This window comes from Arthrobacter sp. 24S4-2 (genome assembly GCF_005280255.1).
In the GTDB taxonomy this organism is placed as follows: domain Bacteria; phylum Actinomycetota; class Actinomycetes; order Actinomycetales; family Micrococcaceae; genus Arthrobacter.
This window is the reverse complement of sequence record NZ_CP040018.1, coordinates 3,684,145-3,705,850: the sequence shown is the minus strand read 5'-3', so window position 1 is coordinate 3,705,850 and position 21,706 is coordinate 3,684,145. Positions and strand designations below refer to the sequence as shown.

The 21,706-nt window shown below is 65.6% G+C and carries 17 protein-coding genes and 2 pseudogenes; 12 read left to right on the top strand and 7 right to left on the bottom strand.

Annotation, left to right across the window (positions count from 1 at the left end; translation table 11 throughout):
* Positions 1–391 precede the first annotated feature (391 nt).
* Together FCN77_RS17220 and rsrA are read left to right on the top strand one after the other, a co-directional pair.
* The gene (locus FCN77_RS17220) at positions 392–1,165 is read left to right on the top strand and encodes a sigma-70 family RNA polymerase sigma factor (protein WP_254678603.1); all 774 of its coding nucleotides are present in this window, start codon (positions 392–394) and stop codon (positions 1,163–1,165) included.
* Positions 1,162–1,422 carry a mycothiol system anti-sigma-R factor gene (gene rsrA, locus FCN77_RS17215; RefSeq protein ID WP_028270137.1) on the top strand — a complete coding sequence of 87 codons (261 nt, stop codon included), beginning with the start codon at positions 1,162–1,164 and terminating at the stop codon, positions 1,420–1,422. The genes FCN77_RS17220 and rsrA overlap by 4 nt, the downstream gene beginning before the upstream one ends.
* Positions 1,423–1,706: 284 nt before the next feature.
* Here rsrA and FCN77_RS17205 read toward each other — a convergent pair whose 3' ends face one another.
* The 5 genes from FCN77_RS17205 to FCN77_RS17185 all read right to left on the bottom strand — a co-directional run bounded on the left by FCN77_RS17205 (position 1,707) and on the right by FCN77_RS17185 (position 9,251).
* Positions 1,707–2,330: a PadR family transcriptional regulator gene (locus FCN77_RS17205; protein WP_137323244.1), complete on the bottom strand. Its 624-nt coding sequence runs from the start codon at positions 2,328–2,330 to the stop codon at positions 1,707–1,709.
* Positions 2,331–3,158 carry a DUF4097 family beta strand repeat-containing protein gene (locus FCN77_RS17200; RefSeq protein WP_137323243.1) on the bottom strand — a complete coding sequence of 276 codons (828 nt, stop codon included), beginning with the start codon at positions 3,156–3,158 and terminating at the stop codon, positions 2,331–2,333.
* A 78-nt stretch (positions 3,159–3,236) separates the two neighbouring features.
* Positions 3,237–4,553 (bottom strand): serine hydrolase, encoded by a 1,317-nt coding sequence (locus tag FCN77_RS17195; protein WP_137323242.1) that lies wholly within the window; start codon positions 4,551–4,553, stop codon positions 3,237–3,239.
* A 100-nt stretch (positions 4,554–4,653) separates the two neighbouring features.
* Positions 4,654–5,253: a GDSL-type esterase/lipase family protein gene (locus FCN77_RS17190; protein ID WP_137323241.1), complete on the bottom strand. Its 600-nt coding sequence runs from the start codon at positions 5,251–5,253 to the stop codon at positions 4,654–4,656.
* 161 nt (positions 5,254–5,414) lie between these two features.
* Complete coding sequence (locus tag FCN77_RS17185) at positions 5,415–9,251, bottom strand: multifunctional oxoglutarate decarboxylase/oxoglutarate dehydrogenase thiamine pyrophosphate-binding subunit/dihydrolipoyllysine-residue succinyltransferase subunit (RefSeq protein ID WP_137323240.1); 3,837 nt, start codon at positions 9,249–9,251, stop codon at positions 5,415–5,417.
* 270 nt (positions 9,252–9,521) lie between these two features.
* On the opposite strand from FCN77_RS17185, the gene FCN77_RS17180 reads away from it, so the two are divergent.
* From FCN77_RS17180 to FCN77_RS17155, 6 genes are all read left to right on the top strand, one after another.
* Complete coding sequence (locus FCN77_RS17180; protein WP_137323239.1) at positions 9,522–11,003, top strand: GuaB1 family IMP dehydrogenase-related protein; 1,482 nt, start codon at positions 9,522–9,524, stop codon at positions 11,001–11,003.
* Between the two features lie 366 nt (positions 11,004–11,369).
* Positions 11,370–12,707, top strand: a complete 1,338-nt coding sequence (locus tag FCN77_RS17175; RefSeq protein ID WP_137323238.1) for a hemolysin family protein — start codon at positions 11,370–11,372, stop codon at positions 12,705–12,707.
* Complete coding sequence (locus FCN77_RS17170) at positions 12,704–13,774, top strand: hemolysin family protein (protein ID WP_137323237.1); 1,071 nt, start codon at positions 12,704–12,706, stop codon at positions 13,772–13,774. The genes FCN77_RS17175 and FCN77_RS17170 overlap by 4 nt, the downstream gene beginning before the upstream one ends.
* A 131-nt stretch (positions 13,775–13,905) precedes the next feature.
* Positions 13,906–14,880 (top strand): metal ABC transporter solute-binding protein, Zn/Mn family, encoded by a 975-nt coding sequence (locus FCN77_RS17165; RefSeq protein WP_137323236.1) that lies wholly within the window; start codon positions 13,906–13,908, stop codon positions 14,878–14,880.
* A gap of 95 nt (positions 14,881–14,975) precedes the next feature.
* Positions 14,976–15,779 carry a metal ABC transporter ATP-binding protein gene (locus FCN77_RS17160; RefSeq protein WP_137324831.1) on the top strand — a complete coding sequence of 268 codons (804 nt, stop codon included), beginning with the start codon at positions 14,976–14,978 and terminating at the stop codon, positions 15,777–15,779.
* On the top strand, positions 15,780–16,667 hold the full coding sequence (locus FCN77_RS17155; protein ID WP_137323235.1) for a metal ABC transporter permease: 888 nt from the start codon (positions 15,780–15,782) through the stop codon (positions 16,665–16,667).
* Between the two features lie 57 nt (positions 16,668–16,724).
* Here the strand turns inward: FCN77_RS17155 and FCN77_RS17150 are convergent, their stop codons facing one another.
* Entirely contained in the window at positions 16,725–17,186 is a 462-nt protein-coding gene (locus FCN77_RS17150; RefSeq protein WP_137324830.1) for a Fur family transcriptional regulator, read from the bottom strand.
* 111 nt (positions 17,187–17,297) lie between these two features.
* Between FCN77_RS17150 and FCN77_RS17145 the strand changes: the two genes are divergently transcribed.
* Positions 17,298–17,954, top strand: a complete 657-nt coding sequence (locus FCN77_RS17145) for an MBL fold metallo-hydrolase (protein WP_137323234.1) — start codon at positions 17,298–17,300, stop codon at positions 17,952–17,954.
* Here FCN77_RS17145 and FCN77_RS17140 read toward each other — a convergent pair.
* Positions 17,951–19,044: pseudogene (locus tag FCN77_RS17140) on the bottom strand (PLP-dependent cysteine synthase family protein). The gene FCN77_RS17145 and the pseudogene FCN77_RS17140 sit on opposite strands and share 4 nt — an antisense overlap.
* A gap of 84 nt (positions 19,045–19,128) precedes the next feature.
* Between FCN77_RS17140 and FCN77_RS17135 the strand changes: the two are divergent.
* The 3 genes and pseudogenes from FCN77_RS17135 (at position 19,129) to FCN77_RS17125 (ending at position 21,641) form a co-directional block, all read left to right on the top strand.
* Positions 19,129–19,965, top strand: a complete 837-nt coding sequence (locus tag FCN77_RS17135; RefSeq protein ID WP_137323233.1) for a sulfurtransferase — start codon at positions 19,129–19,131, stop codon at positions 19,963–19,965.
* A 65-nt stretch (positions 19,966–20,030) separates the two neighbouring features.
* A pseudogene (locus FCN77_RS17130) lies at positions 20,031–21,216 on the top strand (NAD(P)-dependent alcohol dehydrogenase).
* Positions 21,213–21,641, top strand: a complete 429-nt coding sequence (locus tag FCN77_RS17125) for an HIT family protein (RefSeq protein ID WP_137323231.1) — start codon at positions 21,213–21,215, stop codon at positions 21,639–21,641. Before FCN77_RS17130 ends, FCN77_RS17125 begins: the two are co-directional and overlap by 4 nt.
* The last annotated feature ends 65 nt before the right edge of the window (positions 21,642–21,706 follow it).

Below are 21,706 nucleotides of genomic sequence, written 5' to 3'. Positions count from 1 at the left end.
GAATTTCCTCCTGGGTGGACGAGCCGCGGTACTTCTGCGGGAGAACCGGTTCTAGTCTTGCACTTTTGCGGAATATTTGCCCGCCGGACATGGTTGTGAAAGGCAGGTCCCGATGACTCAGGGGGCGCGCTTGGCCACGGCCCGAAGCGCCTGCGGACGCCGGGCGGGGTTCGCGGTGAAAGCCGGAAGCCCGGCAGCCGGAAGCCGGAAGCCGGAAGCCCGGAAGCGGACAAGACGGCGTGGACAGCTAAGGACAGAGTGGAGATGGAGCTTGACATTGGTTAGGGACAGGGTGGAACTCCTCGCACCGCTGGAGTTCGGCGGACGCGACAGCGAAGCCGGTGGCCGCACGCCCGGAGCGTCGCCGCGCGTCACAGTAGACTTGAAGGCAATGAGCACCATAGATCCGGCCGTAGCGGCCATATATGAGGCTGCCGGAAACGACGGCAAGACCATCAGCGAGTCCGCGACCGACTCCGAATCAAGCCCAGACGCCAGGGCCCGAACTGCGGGGCCTGCTGCCGAAGAGGCGGAGGTCGACGTGGTCTCCGAGACGTCGGAGGAACGCAGACAGCGGTTTGAGCGCGATGCGATGCAGTATGTCGACCAGCTCTATTCCGCGGCAATGAGGATGGCACGGAATCCGGCAGACGCCGAAGACCTCGTTCAGGAGGCGTACACCAAGGCTTTTTCCGCATTCCACCAGTACAAGCCGGGAACCAACCTCAAGGCCTGGCTGTACCGGATCCTGACGAACACCTACATCAACCTCTACCGCAAGCGGCAACGCGAACCGTTGCAGTCGAACTCGGACACGATTGAAGACTGGCAGCTGGCACGGGCAGAGTCACACACCTCAACGGGACTGCGCTCCGCCGAAGCGGAAGCCCTGGACCACCTCCCCGATTCCGACGTGAAGCGGGCCCTGCAGGCGATTCCGGAGGAATTCCGGCTCGCGGTGTACTTCGCCGACGTCGAGGGGTTCGCCTACAAGGAAATCTCGGACATCATGAACACCCCCATCGGAACTGTTATGTCCCGGCTTCACCGCGGCCGAAAGATGCTGCGTGACATGCTCGCGGACTATGCCGCAGAACGGGGTTTCAAAGCCGCAGCCGATTCCGGCGCAGCGGCCGACAGCACTAAACAGGAGAACAGGAAATGAGCGACTGCCAGGGACTGGGCGATTGCGACGACGCCCGGATGCAACGTATTTATGAATACCTGGACGGTGCGTTGACACACAGCGACATCGCCGAGATCAAGGATCACCTGGACGGCTGCCCGGAGTGCCTTGAAGAGTACGATCTTGAGTGCGTCATCCGCAAAGTGGTCAAACGGTCCTGCACGGAAGCCGCGCCGGAAAACCTGAAGAACGCCATCCTGGACCGGATCCACTCGATCCGTCCGGTGGAGGCGTAAAGAAGCGGATCAAGAACGGGTTCGGGCCAGCCGATAGGGCAGCCCGTTCAAGCAGCAAAGTGAAGGACCCCGGAAACCATGTGGTTTCCGGGGTCCTTCACTTAAAGCTGATATCCAAACCGTAGCTTAGGCGTTGGGGCGCTTCCCGTGGTTCGCGCCGCCACGCTTACGGTCACGACGTTTGCGTGCACGTTTGCTCATAGCTGGCCTCCTTAATCTTGGTACTCAAAAGAGCTGCCCTCAAGTCTCCCACATCACGGGACAGCCCGCGAACCGGGACGGGGTCAGTTACGGTCGGCCTTCAATGAGTTTCGGATAGAGATCCGGGCCTGGTCCAGGACGGCGCGGATCGTTTCCAGTGTCACTTGGCTGATGGGGGACGTGCTTGCCTGAACCCGGAGTTCCACCCGGATGCCGTCCCTAAAGGCCTGCAGCTGCATTTCTGCCTCTTTGAGCGTGCGTTCGCTTTCCGGCGTGCGCCGCGGGCCGCGGTCAGGAAACCCTGCGGAACGGGCAGAGCTCCGGGCTGCTTCCGCGGTGGCGGCAAGGTCAGCCCGGAGGCCGCGCATGTTGGCGCGGATATCCTCGCGGAGGTTGTCGGCCAGCCGGCGGACGGAGTCGGAGATATCGTTTTCGACGCCGGCGAGTTCGTCCCTGCGCCGGTTTAGTTCCACCAGGCCGGCCGGCGTGATGCGGTAGTTGGTGCGGCGCCCTTCGGACTCCGTGGCCACGAGCCCCTCCTCTTCGAGCTTGCCAAGCCGCGGGTAGATGGTGCCGGCACTGGGGGAGTAGGTTCCCCCGAAGCGTTCACTGAGGGCTTTGATGAGTTCGTAGCCGTGTTTGGGGCCGGACTCCAGCAGGGAGAGGAGATAGAGGCGCAGTGCGCCGTGTGCGAAGACGGGAGGCACCTAGATCCCCGTTTCTGCGTCCGCGCGTGACTGGCTGTGGATGATGGACGTTTTTCCGGAGACGGAGTTGGTCCGGATCACCATAAGCTGGGTGTCCGGGCCGGCGATGGTTTGTACCTTGCCGCCGGGGTGGACGTACTTCTGGTCATCAATGACCACGGCGCCGCTGGCGGACTTGGCCACGATGTCCGCGCCGACGTCGATGGGCAGCCGGACGGTGAGGTCACCTGACACCGAGTTCGCCCCGAAGTCGTGGGTGAAACCGTGGAGGTCGAAGCTCATGTCGCCGCTGACCGTGTTGGCACGGATGTTACTGAACCGGCCGGAGGCCGTGACTTCGCCGGAGACGCTCTTGGCGGTGAGGACGCCGTCGTGGTTCCGGGCGATGACTTCGCCGCTGACGGTGTTGACGTGGAGCTCGCCGGCGGTGCCGTCCGCCATGACCGAGCCTGAGACCGTATTCAGTTTCGTGTGCCCGCTGATCCCCGACACCAGACCGTCGCCGCTGACCGTGCCGGCTTCGACTTCCACTCCGGCCGGCAAGGCAATGCTGATCACCACGGAGTTGGTGCTGCTGGTGTTGACTGTTTCCATCAGGTTCCTGAACCAGCCCTGGGCGCCATGCAGGTGGTGGCGCACCTCCAGGCGGCCGTTGGCGAGTGTGACCGTCAGGGGGTCCCCGTGGATTTCCGACACTTCGATCCGGGTGACATCCTCGGCGTGGGCGACAACGTCAAAGCGGCCACGGATGATGCCGACTTTGAGGGACCTGACGCCGTCGATATCGATGGTCTGCGGACCGGCGACGGTCCAGGTACTGTCTTCCACTGTTCCTCCAAGTTGCGATATATCGTGAATATGAAATGACGATATATCGCGTCTTGGGTAAAAGCAATAGCCAAATTTTCAGCGGTAGATCCCGCCGATGAGGGTGCGGGCGATGGCCGTGGCAGGGTCCTGACCGTCCGGTGTCGGTGCCAGGTTGGTCCAGACCACGAGCGTGACCTTGTTTTCCGGGTCATAGCCGGCGAAGCTGTTGAACCCTGGCAGCTCACCCGTGTGCCCGAAAAGCTGCCCGAACTTGGCGATGCCGAGGCCGTAGAGGGCCCCTGCCGGGTCGTCTGCCTTCACGGGACGCAGGCTGTCCAGCCGCAGTTTCTGCAGCTCGGGACCGAGTACTTTCCCGCTGCCCAGGGCCTCCGCCCAGGTAGCCAGGTCATCCGCCGTCGAGATTCCGGAACCGGCAGACCACGCCCACGACGGGTTCATGGCTGTCTGGTCGGTGGGCTGGAGGGTCCCCTCGGCTGCACCCTTCTGCATGTCTTCGGGGAGGGCGGGGTGGTTGAGTGTCACCACGTTGGTCCCGTACATGTACCCCTGCGGATGCGGGGACGGAATGGCGTTGGATGTTTGCTCGGGAAATACCGACCCCTCCAGCCCGAGGGGTTTGAATAGCCTGTCCCGGAAGGCATCACCCAGCGGCTTGCCGTCCAGGTCTTCCGCAATCAACCCCAGCAGCACCGTGTTGGTATTCGAATAGTGGAAGTCCTGGCCGGGAGGGAAATACGGCGGATTCCGGAAAGCGATGGCGAGGAGTTCATCGGTGGTCCACACTTTGCCCGGGTCCGAATCGAGGAGCTGGTTCACTTCGAGGGCCTCGGTGTAGTTGTAGAGCCCGCTGCGCATCGTCAGTAGTTGCTCGATGGTGATATTTCCGCCGTTGGGCACGTCCGGACGGTACTTCGCGACGGGATCACTGAGCCTGATCTTGCCTTCCTGCACGAGCTGCAGGATCACGGTCGCTGTCCAGGTTTTGGTGATGGAACCGATCCGGACGTGGTCGGCCGGTGTCACCGGATCGGTGCCGCCGATGCTCCGCACCCCGTACCTGTAGGTAAAGCTACCGCCCGGGGTCCGCAGCAGCATCACGGCGCCTGGAACGCGAAGTTCCTTGGCCTTTTCCCGGAACTTAGCCTCCAGGGCGGCCTGGTCAAAAACCTCCAGCGCACCATCACTGGATGCAGATCCCGGTGTTCCGGTCGCGGCCGTGGGTGGTGCGCCCGAGGGCACCGAGGCGGAGGGTGTTGAAACCGACGGCCCTGAGGTTGACGGCGCTGAGCCCGATGGCGCGGGGGCAGGGCCCGCACCGCAGCCTGCCACCATCAGAACCGCCGCGACGGCCAGCGCGGACTGGCAGCCGTTCAGAAACCTGCAAATAGCCATGGGCCCGCAACCTCCTGTCGACGGCGGTATGGGGCCATTGGGTCACGGGCTGCGCCCGGGTGTCAAGCTGCTTTTGCGCGGTGCCGGGCAGGAACCCGGGTCACTCCGGAGCGGCGATGCGCAGCCACTGGAACCAGCCGCGGTGCAGCACCAGCCACGCCATCAGTCCGTAGCCGGCCTGACCCGGCGTGCCGCTGTTGGCGGCGAGGTCCTGGCGCCATTGTTCATGGTTGAGCAGCGGGGAAAAGGTGTCCACGTAGAGGTGCTTGCGCCGCGTCGTGACGTCTGCGAAGGCAGTGTTGAGTTCACCCAGCCGCCGGTTCTGAGCCGGATCGAGCGACGGCGGCGGGCCCACCACAAAGACCTCGATCTTGTTTTGCGAGGCGGAATCCAGGATGTTGGCAAGGTTGAGCCGGCTGCGGGCGGTGGACAGTCCGAACTCGACGTCGCGTCCGCTGAGCCCGATCACCAGGCGGTTTTCGTGGTTGTTGCCGAAGCGGCGTCCGGCTTCGTCGAGCCACCGACCGGCCAGGCCCTCGGTGCCTTCCTGCGGGCAGGGGAGGGCGTAGCACTCAACGGTTATCCCGTCCTGCGGAGTGCGGGCCAGCACGCGGCCCAGCCAGCCGAGAGCCCGGGGATCACCCAGGCCGGCCAACAGCTCATCTCCAACGGCCGCTATCCGCAGCTTCCTGTCTTCCACGACTACCTCTTTACCTCAATGTGCAACAAAATTCAGCGTTCCATGGAAACGGGCTCCCGGCCAACTGGGGGGGCCGGTCCGCCGGTGGCTGCCCTTTCCATTAAGCAGCACTGCCCGGCCGGAGTCGTGTATTTCGAGCTCCGGCCGGGCAGCGGGTCAAGCTACTTCCGTGCGAACGCTTGCTTGAGGAGGGCATCCTGCTCCGCAGCGTGCCGCTTCATGGACCCAGCGGCCGTTGAAGCCGACGCCGGACGGGATACCAGCCGTACCCTGCGGTCCAGCGCTTCAGGCAGGTTCAGGCCCATGAACGGCCACGGACCCTGGTTAGCCGGTTCGTCCTGCGCCCACACCACTTCGGCGTTGGGGTACTTGGCGAGTTCGGCAGCGATTTCGGCGGCAGGCAGCGGGTAAAGCTGCTCGACGCGCACAATCGCCGTGGTCTTGTCGCCGGTCTTCTGCCGCGTGGACAGCAGATCGTAGTACAGGCGGCCGGAGACCAGGAGCACACGCTCGACGGCGTCCGCCTGCAGGTACTCGTGCTCGCCGATGACCGGTTTGAAGGTGCCCGTGGTGAAGTCCTCCACCGAGGAGGCCGCAGCCTTCAGGCGGAGCAGCTGCTTGGGCGTGAAGATGATGAGCGGCTTCCGCGGCCGGCTGTAAGCCTGGCGGCGCAGCAGGTGGAAGTGGGAGGCCGACGTCGTGGGGTTGGCCACGATCATGTTCTCTTCGGCGCACATCTGCAGGAAACGCTCGATCCTTGCGGAGGAGTGGTCCGGGCCCTGGCCCTCGTAGCCGTGCGGAAGCATGAGCACCAGCGAGGACCGCTGGCCCCACTTCTGTTCGGCCGAGGAGATGAACTCATCGATGATGGTCTGCGCACCGTTGACGAAGTCACCGAACTGCGCTTCCCACAGCACCAGGGCGTCCGGACGCTCCACGGAGTAGCCGTATTCGAAGCCCATGGCGGCGTATTCGGACAGCAGGGAGTCGTAGATCCACAGTTTGGCCTGGTTGTCCGAGAGGTTGCCCAGGGGCAGCCACTCGTTACCGTTGGCGCGGTCGTGGAACACGGCGTGGCGCTGCACGAAGGTGCCGCGGCGTGAATCCTGGCCGGCAAGCCGGACGGGAACGCCTTCCATGATGAGGGAGCCGAAGGCCGCGATCTCGCCAAAGCCCCAGTCGATGCCGCCTTCGCGGGACATCTGTTCGCGCTTCTCGAGCAGCTGCTTGAGCTTGGCGTGGACCGTGAATCCCTCGGGGATCTCGATGTGGGCCTTGCCGATGCGGGCCAGGGTCTCTGCGGAAATCGCCGTGGACGCCGGAGCATTGATGCCGGAATCCGACTGCTGGGCGATGGGCCGTTCGATATCGGACACCGCGGCGGAATCCGCCGTGATGATCGGAATCGGTGAGGTCTGCGCCGCGTGGGTCTCGGCGAAGACGCGTTCCAGCCGCTCCTGGTAGTCGCGGAGCAGCTGTTCGGCCTCTTCCTCGGTGATGTCGCCGCGGCCGATCAGGGATTCGGTGTACAGCTTGCGGACCGAACGCTTGGCTTCGATCAGGTTGTACATCAGCGGCTGGGTCATCGAGGGGTCGTCGCCCTCGTTGTGGCCGCGGCGGCGGTAGCAGACCATGTCGATGACAACGTCCTTGTGGAAACGCTGGCGGAATTCGTAGGCGAGCTGGCCGATGCGGACCACTGCCTCGGGGTCGTCGCCGTTCACGTGGAACACCGGCGCCTGGATCATCTTGGCGACGTCCGTGGAGTAGGTGGAGGAGCGGGACGACGACGGCGCCGTGGTGAAGCCGACCTGGTTGTTGACCACGACGTGGATGGTTCCGCCGGTGCGGTAGCCGCGCAGCTGGGAGAGGTTGAGCGTTTCCGCCACCACGCCCTGGCCTGCGAAGGCGGCATCGCCGTGGACCATGATCGGGAGCACGGGGAAGGCTTCGCCCTGGTCCAGGCGGTCCTGCTTGGCGCGGACGATGCCTTCCAGGACGGAGTCCACGGCCTCAAGGTGCGAGGGGTTGGCTGCGAGGTAGACCTTGGTCTCCTTGCCGTTGTCCGACGTGAAGGTACCCTCGGTGCCGAGGTGGTACTTGACGTCGCCGGAGCCCTGCACGGAGCGCGGGTCCTGGGTGCCTTCGAATTCGCGGAACACCTGGGCGTAGGTCTTGCCGGCGATGTTGGTGAGCACATTCAGGCGGCCGCGGTGGGCCATGCCGATTGCCACTTCGTCGAGGTTGTCGTCGGCAGCGTCGGAAATGATGGCGTCCAGCAGCGGGATCAGAGATTCGCCGCCCTCGAGCGAGAAGCGCTTCTGACCCACAAACTTGGTCTGCAGGAAGGTTTCGAAGGCTTCCGCCGCATTCAGTTTGGACACAATGCGCAGCTGCTCTTCGCGGCTCGGCTTGGAGTAGGGGTGCTCCAGCTGGTCCTGGAACCACTTGCGTTCGGCAGGGTCCTGGATGTGCATGTATTCAATGCCGGTGGTGCGGCAGTAGGCGTCACGGAGCACGCCGAGGATGTCGCGGAACGCGAGCATCGGCTTGCCGCCGAAGCCGCCGGTGGGCCATTCGCGGTCGAGGTCCCAGAGGGTCAGGCCGTAGGTGAGCACGTCAAGGTCGGGGTGCTTGCGCTGAACGTATTCCAGCGGGTCCGTGTCGGCCATGAGGTGTCCGCGCACGCGGTAGGAGTGGATCAGCTGCTGGATCCGGGCGACCTTGTTGATCTGGTCGGCGGGGTCCACCTGCAGGTCCGGGCTCCAGCGCACGGGCTCGTACGGGATGCGGAGGGACTCGAAGATTTCGTCGTAGAAGTTCTGGGCGCCCAGCAGGAGCTGGTGCACGAGCTTCAGGAATTCGCCGCTGCCGGCACCCTGGATGACGCGGTGGTCGTAGGTGGAGGTCAGCGTGAGGACCTTGCTGATGGCGTTGTGCGCGATGATCTTCTCGCTGGCACCCTGGAATTCGGCCGGGTAGTCCAGTGCGCCGACTCCGATGATGGCCGCCTGGCCCTTCGAGAGGCGGGGCACGGAGTGCACGGTGCCGATGCCGCCCGGGTTGGTGAGGGAGACCGTGGTGCCCGAGTGGTCATCCGCCGTCAGCTTGCCGTTGCGGGCGCGCTTGATCAGGTCCTCGTACGTGTGCCAGAACTCGGAGAAGTTGAGGGTCTCCGCCTTCTTGATGTTCGGCACCATGAGCAGGCGGGTGCCGTCCGGCTTGGGCATGTCGATGGCGATGCCGAAGTTCACGTGGGCGGGCTGCACGGCAACAGGCTTGCCGTCCACTTCGTCGTAGTAGACATTCATGGACGGGAACTGGGACAGTGCGCGGATGACGGCGTAGCCGATCAGGTGCGTGAAGGAGACCTTGCCGCCGCGGGCCCGGGCGAGGTTGGAGTTGATGACCACGCGGTTGTCGATCAGCAGCTTTGCGGGGATGGCCCGGACGCTGGTGGCCGTGGGAACTTCCAGGCTGGTGACCATGTTGGAAGCGATGGCCTTCGCCGGTCCGCGGAGGACCGAGACAACGTCCTCCTCCGGCGCGGTGGGTGCCTTGATGTTCTTGGGCAGCTGGGCGGGAATGGGCGGGGCGCCGCCGGCGGACTCGGATTTCTTTGCGCCGTCGCGGGCAAACGTCGCCGGCGCTTTCTTGGCCTGGGCCGCTGCCGGAGCCGCCTGAGGCTGGGCGGAAGCGGGCTGGGCAGGAGCAGGGGCAGCCGCTGCCGGTTTGGCGGATGCTGCCGGCGACGTTGCCGGTGCTGCCGCCGCGGGAGCTACAACTGGAAGTTCTCTGGTTGCGGGGTCGGCGGGCGCCGGTGCCCCCGAGGTCCCGTTGGAAGAAGAGCTGTCACCGGCGTCGAAAGATTCGAACAGGGGCCACCACTTGGCATCAACCGTGTTCTTGTCCTGCTGGTAACGCTCGTACAGTTCGTCAACGAGCCACTCGTTTCCGCCAAATTCCTCGGGTAGTCGGTGGCTAGGCTGCTCTGGCACTTGAAATACGCCTCTTCCATGAGTTTGATTTCCCTCTGGTCGCCTTTGGTGCCGCGGCACAACAATCGAACCAGTTTCTGCGTCCTGTGAACCCAGACCTTTGCCAGTCTAGTGACGATTCTTGGTTAACTGCCAATAAGGGTGACCCAAATCATGAAGCGGCTGAACTATTGCGGGAATACGGCTCGGAGCCGTCCTCGGCGCCGTCCCGCTGGGGGCTGCCCTCTCGCCTAGACTCGCACTGAAGACCCCCTTCGATGAGGAGCAGCCGTGCGTTTCTTGAGTGAGCCGACCACTGACCTGACCTATGCGGACGCCTTCCTGGTGCCCTCGCGTTCCGACGTCACGTCACGGCTGGATGTGGACCTCGCGGCCGACGACGGCACCGGTTCCTCCATTCCGCTGGTGGTGGCCAACATGACGGCCGTGACCGGCAAGCGGATGGCCGAGACGATGGCCCGCCGGGGAGGGCTGGCGGTCCTGCCGCAGGATGTTCCGCTGGAGGTGCTCCGCGACGTCACGGCCTGGATCAAGTCCCGCCATACGGTGTTCGAAACTCCCGTTAGCCTGCTGGCCTCCGAAACCGTGATCGACGCGCTCCACCTGATGGGTAAGCGCCCGCACGGGGCTGTGGTGGTGGTGGACGACGCCGGCAAGGTTGCCGGTGTGGTCCGGGCCGCGGACTGCGAAGGTCAGGACCGCTTTGCCTCCCTTGCCTCTGTCATGCGGCAGGCCCTGGTGCTTGACGCCGCCGGAATCGGTGCGGACGCCGCCGCCGGCGGTGCCAACGGTTCCGGCACCCGCCATGGTTCCCTGCGGGGCGCATTCGCAGCCATGGACGCTGCAGGAACCGACTTCGCCCCGGTCCAGTCCGGGGGTGCCCTGACCGGCGTCCTCACTCGCAGGGGTGCCCTGCGCTCCACCATCTACCGTCCCCTCCTGGACAGAGCGGGCAGGCTCAAAGTGGCCGCCGCCGTCGGCATTAACGGGGATGTGGCGGGCCGGGCGGCGGAGCTGCTGGCCGCCGGAGTGGACGTCCTGGTCATCGACACCGCACACGGGCACCAGCAGAAGATGTTCGATGCGTTGGCGGCAGTACGCGGCCTGGACCCGGACGTTCCCGTCGTTGCCGGCAATGTGGTGACGGCGGATGCCACCCGCGAGCTGATCCACGCAGGCGCGAACATCGTCAAGGTGGGAGTGGGCCCGGGGGCAATGTGCACCACCCGAATGATGACGGCGGTGGGCCGCCCGCAGCTGTCCGCCGTGCTGGAATGCGCCGCGGCGGCGCGTGCGGCCGGCGGGCGGATCTGGGCCGACGGCGGCGTCCGGTACCCACGCGACGTGGCGCTCGGGCTGGCGGCCGGGGCAAGCCAGGTCATGATCGGCTCCTGGTTCGCGGGCACCCACGAAAGCCCGGGGGACCTGCAGTCCGATGCGAACGGCCGCCTATATAAGGAAAGCTTTGGCATGGCCTCGGCCAGGGCCGTGCAAAACCGGAACCAGCGCGAAGGGGCCTTCGAAAAGGACCGCAAGGCACTGTTCGAGGAAGGGATCTCCACGTCACGCATGTACCTGGACCCGGCCCGGCCCGGCGTGGAGGACCTTGTGGACATGATTACCGCCGGGCTGCGCAGTTCCATGAGCTACGCCGGTGCGTCGGACCTTGACGAATTCCGCGGGCGTGCGGTTGCGGGAATCCAGTCCGCTGCCGGCTACGAGGAAGGCCGGCCGGTTCCGCAAAGCTGGTGACCGGAGCGACCGGCGGTATCCCGTCCCGGCGCGAACCCGGAGCAGCAGGCGGTGCCCGCTGCTCCTGTAGACTGAAAGTCTTATGGACAGTAAATCTAGGTGCCGGCCTGGGGGCTGTCAGCGGAGCAGGAACACGAGCTCCCCGCAGTCCACCCACAGAGCCGGCAAACCCCGTTCACGCGCCCATCATTCTGCAGCAGTCCACAACACCGCAGCCTTCCAGGAAACAGGGTCGGCACCGGCCGACCATCCTCCGCCGGGCAGGCACGCCGGCAGCACGGACTCCGGTCCGGCCTTCCCGCCACCAGCCGCGATTGAACTCCGGGACCGCATTCTTGTGCCGGGACGGCCGGAGGCTGGCCACTAATGGAATGGTTACTTCTCGGAGCAGGCATCCTGCTCATCCTCGGCACGGGCTTCTTCGTGGCCGTCGAGTTTTCCCTCGTCGCACTTGACCAGGCCACGGTCCAACGGGCCGTGGACAGCGGCGACTCCGCCGCCGTGCCGCTGCTCAAGTGCCTGAAATCCCTGTCCACCCAGCTATCGAGCTGTCAGCTGGGCATCACCCTGACCACACTGCTGACCGGCTACGTCATGGAACCCTCCGTCGGAAAACTGCTGGAGGGCCCGCTGACCGCCGTAGGATTCCCTGCGCCCGCCGCTGCTTCGGTTTCGCTGGTGATGGCCATGACCATCGCCACGCTGCTGTCGATGCTGATCGGTGAACTGGTCCCGAAGAACATGGCCATTTCATTGTCCCTGCCCATCGGCAAGGCCGTGGCCCGCCCGCAGCTTGTGTTCACCGCCATCTTTAAGCCGGCCATCATTGTGCTCAACGGGTTCTCCAACAAGGTGCTGAACGTCTTCGGGCTGGAAGCCAAGGAGGAAATCTCCGGCGCGCGGACTCCGGCTGAACTGGCTTCCCTGGTGCGGCGCTCCGCCGCCATGGGAACGCTCGACGCCGGAACGGCCAACTTCATTGCCCGGACGCTCAAGTTCTCCGGCCGCACGGCCGCGGACGTCATGACGCCCAGGATCCGCGTGGAGACCATCGGTGCTGAGCAGCCGGTCTCGGACATTGTCGAAGCCGCCAAACGGACAGGATATTCACGCTTTCCGATTATTGGCGAGTCCGCTGACGACATTCGGGGCCTGGTGCACGTCAAGAAGGCAATCGCCGTCCCTTCGGATCGTCGCCCCAACCTTGAGGCCGGTGCCATCATGACGGACGTCCTGCGGGTCCCGGAAACCATCCACCTGGACGCGCTGCTGGCTGAGCTGCGCGAGGGAAACCTGCAGCTCGCCGTCGTGCTGGATGAATACGGCGGCACGGCCGGCATCGCCACGCTTGAGGATCTCGTGGAGGAAATCGTCGGTGAGGTCGCGGATGAACACGACAGGGTCAGGCCGGGGCTGCTCCAGAGCGCCTCAGGCGACTGGTATTTCCCGGGCCTGCTGCGTCCGGACGAGCTCTCCGAGCAGATTCCCGGGCTGACCGTCCCTGACGAGTCCACCTATGAGACCGTCGGCGGTTACCTTATGAGCCAGCTGGGCCGGATCGCTACGGTGGGGGACCGGGTGGAAGTCGAAGGCGGAACGCTCAGCGTGACCCGCATGGACGGGCGCCGGATCGACCGGATCTGTTTCAAGCCGGCCGCCGTCCGCGGCGAACAGCACGTTGCCGGGCAGGGAGGCACGGCATGAGCGACTGGGTAGGAATCCTGTGGCTCGTCATCCTCCTGCTTGGCAACGCCTTCTTTGTGGCCGCGGAGTTCGCCGTGATGTCCGCGCGCCGGAGCCAGATCGAGCCGTTGGCGGAGTCCGGGTCCATGCGGGCCCAGACCACGCTGCAGGCCATGGAGAATGTGTCGCTGATGCTGGCCTGTGCGCAGCTGGGCATCACGGTATGTTCACTGCTGATCCTGCAGGTGGCTGAACCCGCGATCCACCACCTGATGGCGGTGCCCCTGGAAGCGGCGGGCCTGCCGATGGAAATCGCAGACGTCGCGGCGTTCACCGTGGCTCTCCTTGTGGTGACCTTCCTGCATGTGACGTTCGGCGAGATGGTGCCGAAGAACATCTCGGTTTCGGTTGCGGATAAGGCAGCCTTGTTGCTTGCGCCGCCGCTCATGTTCATTGCGGGGCTCGTGAAACCGGTGATCGTGGCCCTCAACTGGTCCGCCAACCACATTCTGCGGCTGATGCGGATCGAACCCAAGGACGAGGTCAACTCCTCGTTCACGCTGGAGGAGGTCCAGTCGATCGTGCAGGAATCCACCCGGCACGGGCTGGTTGACGATGACGCCGGCCTGATCACGGGAGCGTTGGAATTCTCGGAACATACGGCATCCCACATCATGGTCCCGCTCGACAAGCTGGTCATGATGAAAGCGGCCACGACGCCGGTTGAGTTCGAAAAGGCCGTCAGCAGGACCGGGTTCTCCCGCTTCCCGATGACGGATGAGGACGGCATGCTCTCCGGCTACCTGCACATCAAAGATGTGCTGTCCATCCCGGAAGGTGACTACGAGCATCCGATTGCGGAGAGCCGGATCCGGTCCCTGGCGAACCTGACCATGGATGACGAGGTCGAGAAGGCGATGTCCGTGATGCAGCGCACCGGTTCGCACCTGGCGCGCGTGATCGGCCCGGACGGGAACACCTGGGGCGTGCTGTTCCTGGAAGACGTGATCGAGCAGCTGGTGGGTGAGATCCGTGATGCGACGCAGGCGAAGGGCATCCGGAGGCTGGGTCAGCCCGACGGCGAGTAGCGGCCAGCGGACGTCCGCTGGCCGCCGTAGCCCTAAATAGGAATCATTCCCATTTAGGGCTACACTCGTTTTGTTGCTAATGCTCCTGATTCTCATGTAGCCAATCCGACAGCCAGATCCGAGGTCCTTCCGTGCGCCGTTCCGCCGCCCGTCTTTCCGTCACTGCCCTTGCCGGCCTGAGCCTTCTCCTGTCAGCCTGCAGTACGACGGCGGGAGGCCAGCAGCAGGGTTCCGGTGCCATCGAAGTGGTCACCTCCACGAACGTCTACGGCGACATCGTCCGGGAAATCGGCGGCGACAAGGTCAGCGTCACCGCACTAATCACCAAGGCAAGCCAGGACCCGCACTCCTACGAGGCCACCACCCAGGACAAACTGGCGGTGTCCAAGGCCAAGCTGGTGGTTGAAAACGGCGGCGGCTATGACGACTTCATCCACAAGCTGGCCGACGACAGCGGGCCGGGCCACGACCACATCATCAGCGCCGTCGAAGTGTCCGGGCTGGCCCCGGAGGACGGGCAGAACGCTGAAAGTGCATCCACCGCGGCGGCCGACGAGCACGGACACTCCCCTAACCACGGCGAATTCAACGAGCACGTCTGGTACAGCTTTGATGCCATGACCAAGCTGGCAGATGCCGTGGAGGCCAAGCTGGCGGCACTGGAGCCGGCTTCCGCTTCGACCTTCCAGGCCAATGCGGCCGCGTTCAAGAAGGAGATTGCCGGGCTGAAGGCCCAGGCCGCCGACCTCAAGGCCGCCGCGGGCGAGGCGCCCGTGGCCGTCACTGAACCTGTGCCGCTCTACCTGCTCGAGTCCGCCGGGTTGGTGAACAAGACCCCCGCGGACTACACCATTGCAATCGAGGAAGGCTCCGACGTCCCGCCCGCGGTCCTCAAGGAGGCTACGGAGCTGGCCGGTTCAAAGGACATTCGGTTCCTGGCCTACAACACGCAGACGGAGGGCCCGCAGACACTGGCCCTCAAGAAAGCGGCCGAGGCGGCGCACGTCCCGGTACTGGACTTCAGCGAAACCCTTCCCGAAGGGAAAGACTATGTGCAGTGGATGAGCGGAAACGTGGACAGCATCCGCCAGGCCCTGGGCAAATAGCGCGCGGGATGAGCCCATCCTCCGGTGGGCCGTCCTAAGATGGTGGGGGCGCATGGCCCCGCATGAATCGAGGATAAAACACGTTGAAACCGGTAGTGAGCCTCCGCGGAGCCACCCTGAAGTTCGGGAAACGGACATTATGGGAGGACCTGGACCTCGACATCAACCCCGGCGAGTTTTTTGCAGTCCTCGGCCCCAACGGCAGCGGCAAGACAACGTTCCTGAAGGTCCTGTTGGGGCTGCAGGAACTCCATTCCGGAACCGCTACCCTGGGCGGCCACCCGGTGGAACGGGGCAGCAAGCTGATCGGCTACATTCCGCAGCAGAAGTCATTCGCGCCGGACACGCCGCTCCGCGCACGCGACCTGGTGGGCCTCGGTGTGGATGGCCACCGCTGGGGACTCCGGCTCGGCGCGGCCAGGGCCAACCGCAGGATTGATGAGCTGTTGGACCTGGTGGGTGCCGCGGACTACGCCAAGGTGCCGGTGGGCCAGCTCTCCGGCGGCGAACAGCAGCGGCTCAGGGTGGCCCAGTCGCTGGCCGCCGATCCGCAGGTCCTCCTCTGCGACGAACCGCTGCTGTCCCTGGACCTGCAGCATCAGCAGGCAGTCAGCGCGCTGATCAATGAGCAGTGCCGCAGCCGGGAAAGCGCAGTGGTGTTCGTAACCCACGAGATCAACCCGATCATCGATTATGTGGACCGGGTCCTTTACCTTGCCGGCGGGCGGTTCCGGGTGGGGAAGCCTGCCGACGTGATGACCACCGAAGTGCTCTCGGATCTCTACGGCAGCAGGGTGGAAGTGATCCAGGCCAACGGCCGGATGATCGTGGTGGGGGTACCGGACGCCGCGTCGCACCACCATGTGGACGCTCATTCGGTGGCAGAGGAAGTGGGCTAGGTGGATTTCGACGGCATTCTGCGTTCCATTTTCAATTTCGAGAACTACGGCGAGCTCCTGGCCCTGGTGCAGAACTCCATCTGGGCCGGAGCGCTCCTCGGACTGCTCGGCGGCCTCATGGGTACCTTCGTGATGAAGCGCGATCTCGCCTTCGCGGTGCACGGGATCTCCGAACTGTCCTTCGCCGGCGCCGCCTTTGCCCTGCTCATCGGGGCCAACATCGTTTTCGGGTCCCTCATAGGCTCGGTGGTGGCGGCGCTGCTGCTGGGCGTAATGGGCGTCCGGGCTCGGGACAAAAATTCCGTCATCGGCGTGATCATGCCGTTCGGCCTCGGCCTGGGCATCCTGTTCCTGTCCCTGTACGAAGGGCGCGCCTCAAACAAGTTCGGGCTCCTGACGGGGCAGATCGTGTCCGTCGATACGGTCCAGCTCCAGGTGCTGGCAACGGCCGCCGTGGTTGTGATGATTGCCCTCGTGGCCATCTGGCGTCCCCTGACCTTCGCGAGCGTGGACCCCGAAGTGGCGGAAGCGCGCGGCGTGCCCGTGCGGACGCTGGGCATCGGGTTCATGCTCCTGCTGGGAATCAGCGTGGCGCTGTCCATCCAGGTGGTGGGAGCCCTGCTGGTGCTCGCCCTGCTGATCACCCCGGCCGCGGCCGCACTGCGCGTGACTTCCTCGCCCCGGCTGGTGGTGGCGCTCAGCGTGGCCTTCGCGGTGACGGCGACAGTAGGCGGCATCATGCTCGCACTGGGCGGACGGATCCCCATCAGCCCCTATGTGACCACGCTGTCATTCCTGATCTACGTTGTGTGCCGCGTCATCGGCGGCGTGCGGGCCCGGCGCGGCCTGAACGGGCGCCTGCTGCCGGCCGAGGCTCCAGCGGCCTAAAGGCTGCTGCGGCCCAGGGATGGGCGGCCAGGGCTGCCTCCGGACTCCGTGCAGGAGTCAGGCTGAGGCCTTCCGCGCCGTGCAGTCCGGGCACAGGCCATAAATCTCAACGGTGTGGGCCACCTCGGTGAATCCGTGCTCCGCGGCTGTCCGCGCAGCCCAGGTCTCCACCGCAGGCGCCTCCACTTCCACGGCCTTTCCGCAGTTGCGGCACAGGAGGTGATGGTGGTGGCCGGTGACAGCGCAACGCCGGTAAACGGCCTCGCCCTCGCCGTTCCGGAGGACGTCCACCAGCCCGTCGTCGGCAAGCGACTGGAGGATCCGGTACGTCGTGGCCAGTGAAACGGACGTGCCCTGGTTCTGCAGGATCCGGTACAGCTCCTGCGTGCTGACAAAGTCGTCAAGCTCGTCCAGCGCAGCACCCACTGCCAGTCGCTGCTTGGTGACCCGCTGCTCCCTGCCGCCGGCGGAAGCCGGTGCGGATGCCTGGGTGTCTGCGGCTTTGGCGCCGTGGGCCATGGATGGACTCGCTTCCCTGGGGATATTGGCAATGTCCAAGATTACCAGCCGCGCGTTCGTGGACACGGGCGCTCGTGGACACCGCCGCGCGGGCCGCCCTAGGCTGGCCCCATGAAGTTGACTAAATACACCCACGCCTGTGTCCGGCTCGAAAAGGACGGCGAGGTGCTGGTGCTGGATCCGGGCACGTTCTCCGAGACCGCCCAGGCCCTCGACGCCGCCGGTGCCGTGCTGGTCACCCATGAGCACGGCGATCACGTGGACGTTCCCGCCGTGGTGTCGGCCCTGCGGGGGAACGAGTCACTCCAGGTTTTTGCCCCCGAGGGAGTGGCAGCGAAGCTGCGCACTGAGGCGCCGTTTGCCGCCCCGCGGATCCACGACGTCGAGCCTGGCTCCACGTTCACGGCCGTCGGATTCGAGGTCCGGACGTTCGGCGGGCAGCACGCGCTGATCCACCCCCAGATTCCCGTCGTGGCCAACATCGGGTACCTGATCGACTCCAACGTCTACCACCCCGGAGACTCCTTTGTGATTCCGGACGGCATCACCGTCCGGACCCTCCTGGTGCCCGTGCATGCACCGTGGAACAAAGTGGGTGAGGTGGTGGACTTCGTCATTGGGGTCCGTGCCGCCAAAGCCTTTCCGATCCACGACGCCCTGCTCAACGAAACCGGCCTGGGCCTCATCGAAGGACACGTGAAGCGGCTGGGGGCCAAATACGGCACCGAGTATGCGCACCTCTCCAGCGGCGATTCGGTGGAAGTCTAGGCCTGCCAGATCCCCGTGTCGAAGAAGTTCCTGATGGTGGCCTCATGCGGCTGCGGATCGAGGTGCCGGGCCCGCAGCCACTCGGCGTTGTAGTAGCTCCCCGCGTAGCGGTCGCCGGCGTCGCACATCAGCGAGACCACGCTGCCCCGCCGGCCTTCGGCGATCATTCCGGCGATCAGCTGCCAGACCCCCAGAGATTGGTCCCGGTGGAGGGGCCCGCGTGCAGGCCGGCCAGCTCGTGGAGGTGCCGCATCGCGGCGACCGACGCCGCGTCGGGCACCTGGACCATGTGGTCGATCACCGCGGGAACGAAGCTGGGCTCCATCCTGGGACGGCCGATTCCTTCGATCCGGGACGGCATGCCGGTGCTGAAACCGGCCAGGCCGTCCCGCCAACCGGGGTAGAAGGCCGAGTTCTCGGGGTCCACCACGGCCAGTTGGGTGTCATGGCGGTGGTAACGCAGGTACCGGCCAATGGTGGCGCTGGTGCCGCCAGTGCCGGCGCCCACAACTATCCAGCGCGGAACGGGGTGCTCCTCCAGGGCCAGCTGCTGGAAGATGGATTCGGCGATGTTGTTGTTCCCGCGCCAGTCCGTGGCCCGCTCGGCGTAGGTGAACTGGTCCATGTAGTGTCCGCCGGCGGTCCGGGCGACTTCCTCGGCGGCGGAGTAGACCTCCGAGGCGTGATCCACCAGGAGGCAGGACCCGCCGAACTGCTCGATCAGGGCGATCTTCTCCGGGCTGGTGGTGCGGGTCATCACAGCGATGAACGGGAGGCCAAGAAGCTGGGCAAAGTAGGCCTCGGAGATGGCGGTGCTGCCGCTGGAGGCCTCCACAATGGTGGTGTCTTCCCTGATCCAGCCGTTCACCAGGCCGAACAGGAACAGCGAGCGCGCCAGCCGGTGCTTCAGGCTGCCGGAGCGGTGCGTGGATTCGTCCTTCAGGTACAGCTGGACGCCCCAGTGTTCCGGCAGCGGGACGGAGTACAGGTGCGTGTCCGCCGACCTGTTGTTTTCGGCGTTGATCCTGCGGACTGCTTCATCTGCCCAGGCACGGTCCTGGCTGCTTACACGGTTACCTGCTCTGCTCACCGATTCAGCCTACCCGGGCCGGGCGGCCGCCACGGCTACAGTTGGAACCGGCTGGCCGCCCTCATCCGAACCAAAGGAGATTTGATGAACCCCCTGATGGACGTGTCCGCGCTAAACCACCGGATGACCTCCGGCGAGCGCACCGTTCTGCTGGACGTGCGCTGGGCGCTGGGCGATCCCCACGGCCGGGAACACTACTTGGCGGCGCATATTCCCGGCGCTGTCTACGTTGACCTGCCCACCCAACTGGCAGCGCCGGCTGATCCCCGGGAGGGCCGGCACCCGCTGCCGCCGCTGCAGCAGCTCCAGGAATCGGCGCGCTGCTGGGGCATCCGGGAGCACGACGTCGTGGTTGCCTATGACGACACGGGCAGCACCGCGGCCGCGAGGCTCTGGTGGATGCTGCGAAACGCCGGCGTTTCGACGGTCTTCCTGCTCGACGGCGGCCTCTCCGCCTGGCGGGCGGCGGGGTTCGGCGTGGAAGGCGGCCTGGAGCAGGCATCCCTGGGGGACATCACTCTCACCGACGGCGCGATGCCCGTGATCGACGCGGCCCAGGCCGCGGAATGGCCCGGACGGGGCATTCTGCTGGACGCGCGCGCGGGGGAGCGCTACCGCGGTGAAATTGAACCTGTGGATCCGCGGGCAGGGCACATTCCAGGCGCCGTCAGTGCGCCGACTGCCGGAAACATCGGCAGCGACGGCCGGTTCCTGCCGGAGGAGCAGCTGCGGGACCGCTTCACGGCCCTGGGGGTGCGGCCGGACGTGCCCACCGCCGTCTACTGCGGTTCGGGCGTCACGGCCGCGCACCAAGTCGCCGCGCTGGAAATTGCCGGCTTTCCGGCGGCGCTGTATCCCGGCTCGTTCTCGCAATGGTCCAATGACCCCGCGAACGAGGTTGCTACGGGAGAGGCTCCCTAGCAGCCTCCCGGGCCGTAAGACGGGGCCGATTGGAACAGCGGCGGGGGCGGCGGTAGCGTCGGAGCATGAATCCCGGACGCCCCGTACCGCCGCCCTTGCCAAGCCGATCCCCGACGCAACCCCGATCCCCGGAATGGCAGTCTCCGATGCCGCCTCCCACCAACCCGTACCAAGCCCCGGCTGGCCGCGGCCTACGGCGCCACGGCCAGCGACAGCGGCCTGGTTCCGCTGACCGTGGCCCGCCGGGCACCAAAGGAAGACGACGTCGAGATCGCCATCGAGTTCTGCGGCCTCTGCCACTCGGACGTGCACGCAACCCGCGGCGAGTGGGGCGCGCAGAAGTATCCGCTGGTTCCCGGGCACGAAATTGTGGGCCGGGTCAGCCGGGTGGGCACCGCCGTAGACGACTTTGCCCCGGGCGACCTGGTGGGCGTGGGCTGCATGGTGGATTCCTGCCGTGAATGCGACAGCTGCCTCGACGGACTGGAACAGTACTGCGAAAACGGCATGACCGGAACCTACGGCGCCGTGGATGCCCGCAACGGGGACTCCACCACCCAGGGTGGCTACGCGACCTCGATAGTCGTGGACCGCCGCTACGTGCTGCGGGTTCCGGGAAACCTTGACCCCGCCGCCGTCGCGCCGCTCCTCTGCGCCGGTATCACCACCTACTCACCGCTGCGGCACTTCGACGTCGAACCCGGCGACGTCGTCGGAGTGGTGGGCCTGGGCGGGCTGGGCCACATGGCCGTCAAGCTTGCCAAGGCCATGGGTGCCGAGGTGAAGGTGTTCACCACTTCCGAATCAAAGTTTGCTGCGGCCCGCGAACTTGGCGCCGACGACGTCATCCTGTCCCGCGATGAAGAATCCATGGCCGCCGCGAACCGAAGCATCGACGTCATCATCGACACGGTCGCGGCACCGCATGACCTCAACCCGTACTTCCGCACCCTGCGCCTGGACGGAGCGCTGTTCCAGCTGGGCCTGCCGTCCGAAGCAATGCCGCCGGTCAACCCGGGGGCCCTGATCCGGCGCCGGATCGCCTACGCAGGCTCCCTGATCGGCGGTATTGCCGAGACGCAGGAAATGCTGGACTTCTGCGCTGAACACGGCGTTGTTTCCGACGTCGAGGTGGTGGGCGCGGACCGGCTGAACGAGGCCTACGACCGCATGGTGGCCGGTGACGTCAAGTATCGTTTTGTCCTGGACACCAGCACCCTCGGGAACCCTTCGGAAAAGGCAGACGCATGAGCACCGTTTTCACCAAGATCATCAACGGCGAGATCCCCGGACGGTTCGTCTGGCGCGAGGACGACGTTGTGGCCTTCCTGACCATGGGCCCGCTGGCAGACGGCCACGCCCTGGTGGTTCCCACCGAAGAGGTGGACCGCTGGACGGACGCGCCGCCGGCGCTGCTGGCCCGGGTGATGGAAGTTGCCCAGAAAATCGGCGCCGTCCAGGTGGACGTCTTTGATGCGGCACGGGCCGGGCTCATCGTGGCCGGCTACGAGGTCAACCACCTCCACGTCCATGTGTGGCCGTCCAACTCCATGGCGGACTACGACTTCGGCTCGGCGGACCAGAACCCGGATCCTGCTGCGCTCGACGCCAACGCGGAGAAGCTGCGCGACGGGCTCCGCCGGGCCGGCCACGGACAACACGTTCCCACGGCCTGACACTGTGATTCCCGCCTGACACCCACCCGCCGCGGCGGGCTGGCCCCGGCGCAGTTCCCCATTCG

What these genes read in the sequence shown, in the direction of transcription:
- FCN77_RS17220 (WP_254678603.1), top strand. Translation starts at nt 392, where the DNA reads ATGAGCACCATAGATCCGGCCGTAGCGGCCATATATGAGGCTGCCGGA.
- rsrA (WP_028270137.1), top strand. Translation starts at nt 1,162, where the DNA reads ATGAGCGACTGCCAGGGACTGGGCGATTGCGACGACGCCCGGATGCAA.
- FCN77_RS17195 (WP_137323242.1), bottom strand. Translation starts at nt 4,553, where the DNA reads ATGGCTATTTGCAGGTTTCTGAACGGCTGCCAGTCCGCGCTGGCCGTC.
- FCN77_RS17175 (WP_137323238.1), top strand. Translation starts at nt 11,370, where the DNA reads ATGGAATGGTTACTTCTCGGAGCAGGCATCCTGCTCATCCTCGGCACG.
- FCN77_RS17170 (WP_137323237.1), top strand. Translation starts at nt 12,704, where the DNA reads ATGAGCGACTGGGTAGGAATCCTGTGGCTCGTCATCCTCCTGCTTGGC.
- FCN77_RS17150 (WP_137324830.1), bottom strand. Translation starts at nt 17,186, where the DNA reads ATGGCCCACGGCGCCAAAGCCGCAGACACCCAGGCATCCGCACCGGCT.
- FCN77_RS17145 (WP_137323234.1), top strand. Translation starts at nt 17,298, where the DNA reads ATGAAGTTGACTAAATACACCCACGCCTGTGTCCGGCTCGAAAAGGAC.
- FCN77_RS17135 (WP_137323233.1), top strand. Translation starts at nt 19,129, where the DNA reads ATGAACCCCCTGATGGACGTGTCCGCGCTAAACCACCGGATGACCTCC.
- FCN77_RS17125 (WP_137323231.1), top strand. Translation starts at nt 21,213, where the DNA reads ATGAGCACCGTTTTCACCAAGATCATCAACGGCGAGATCCCCGGACGG.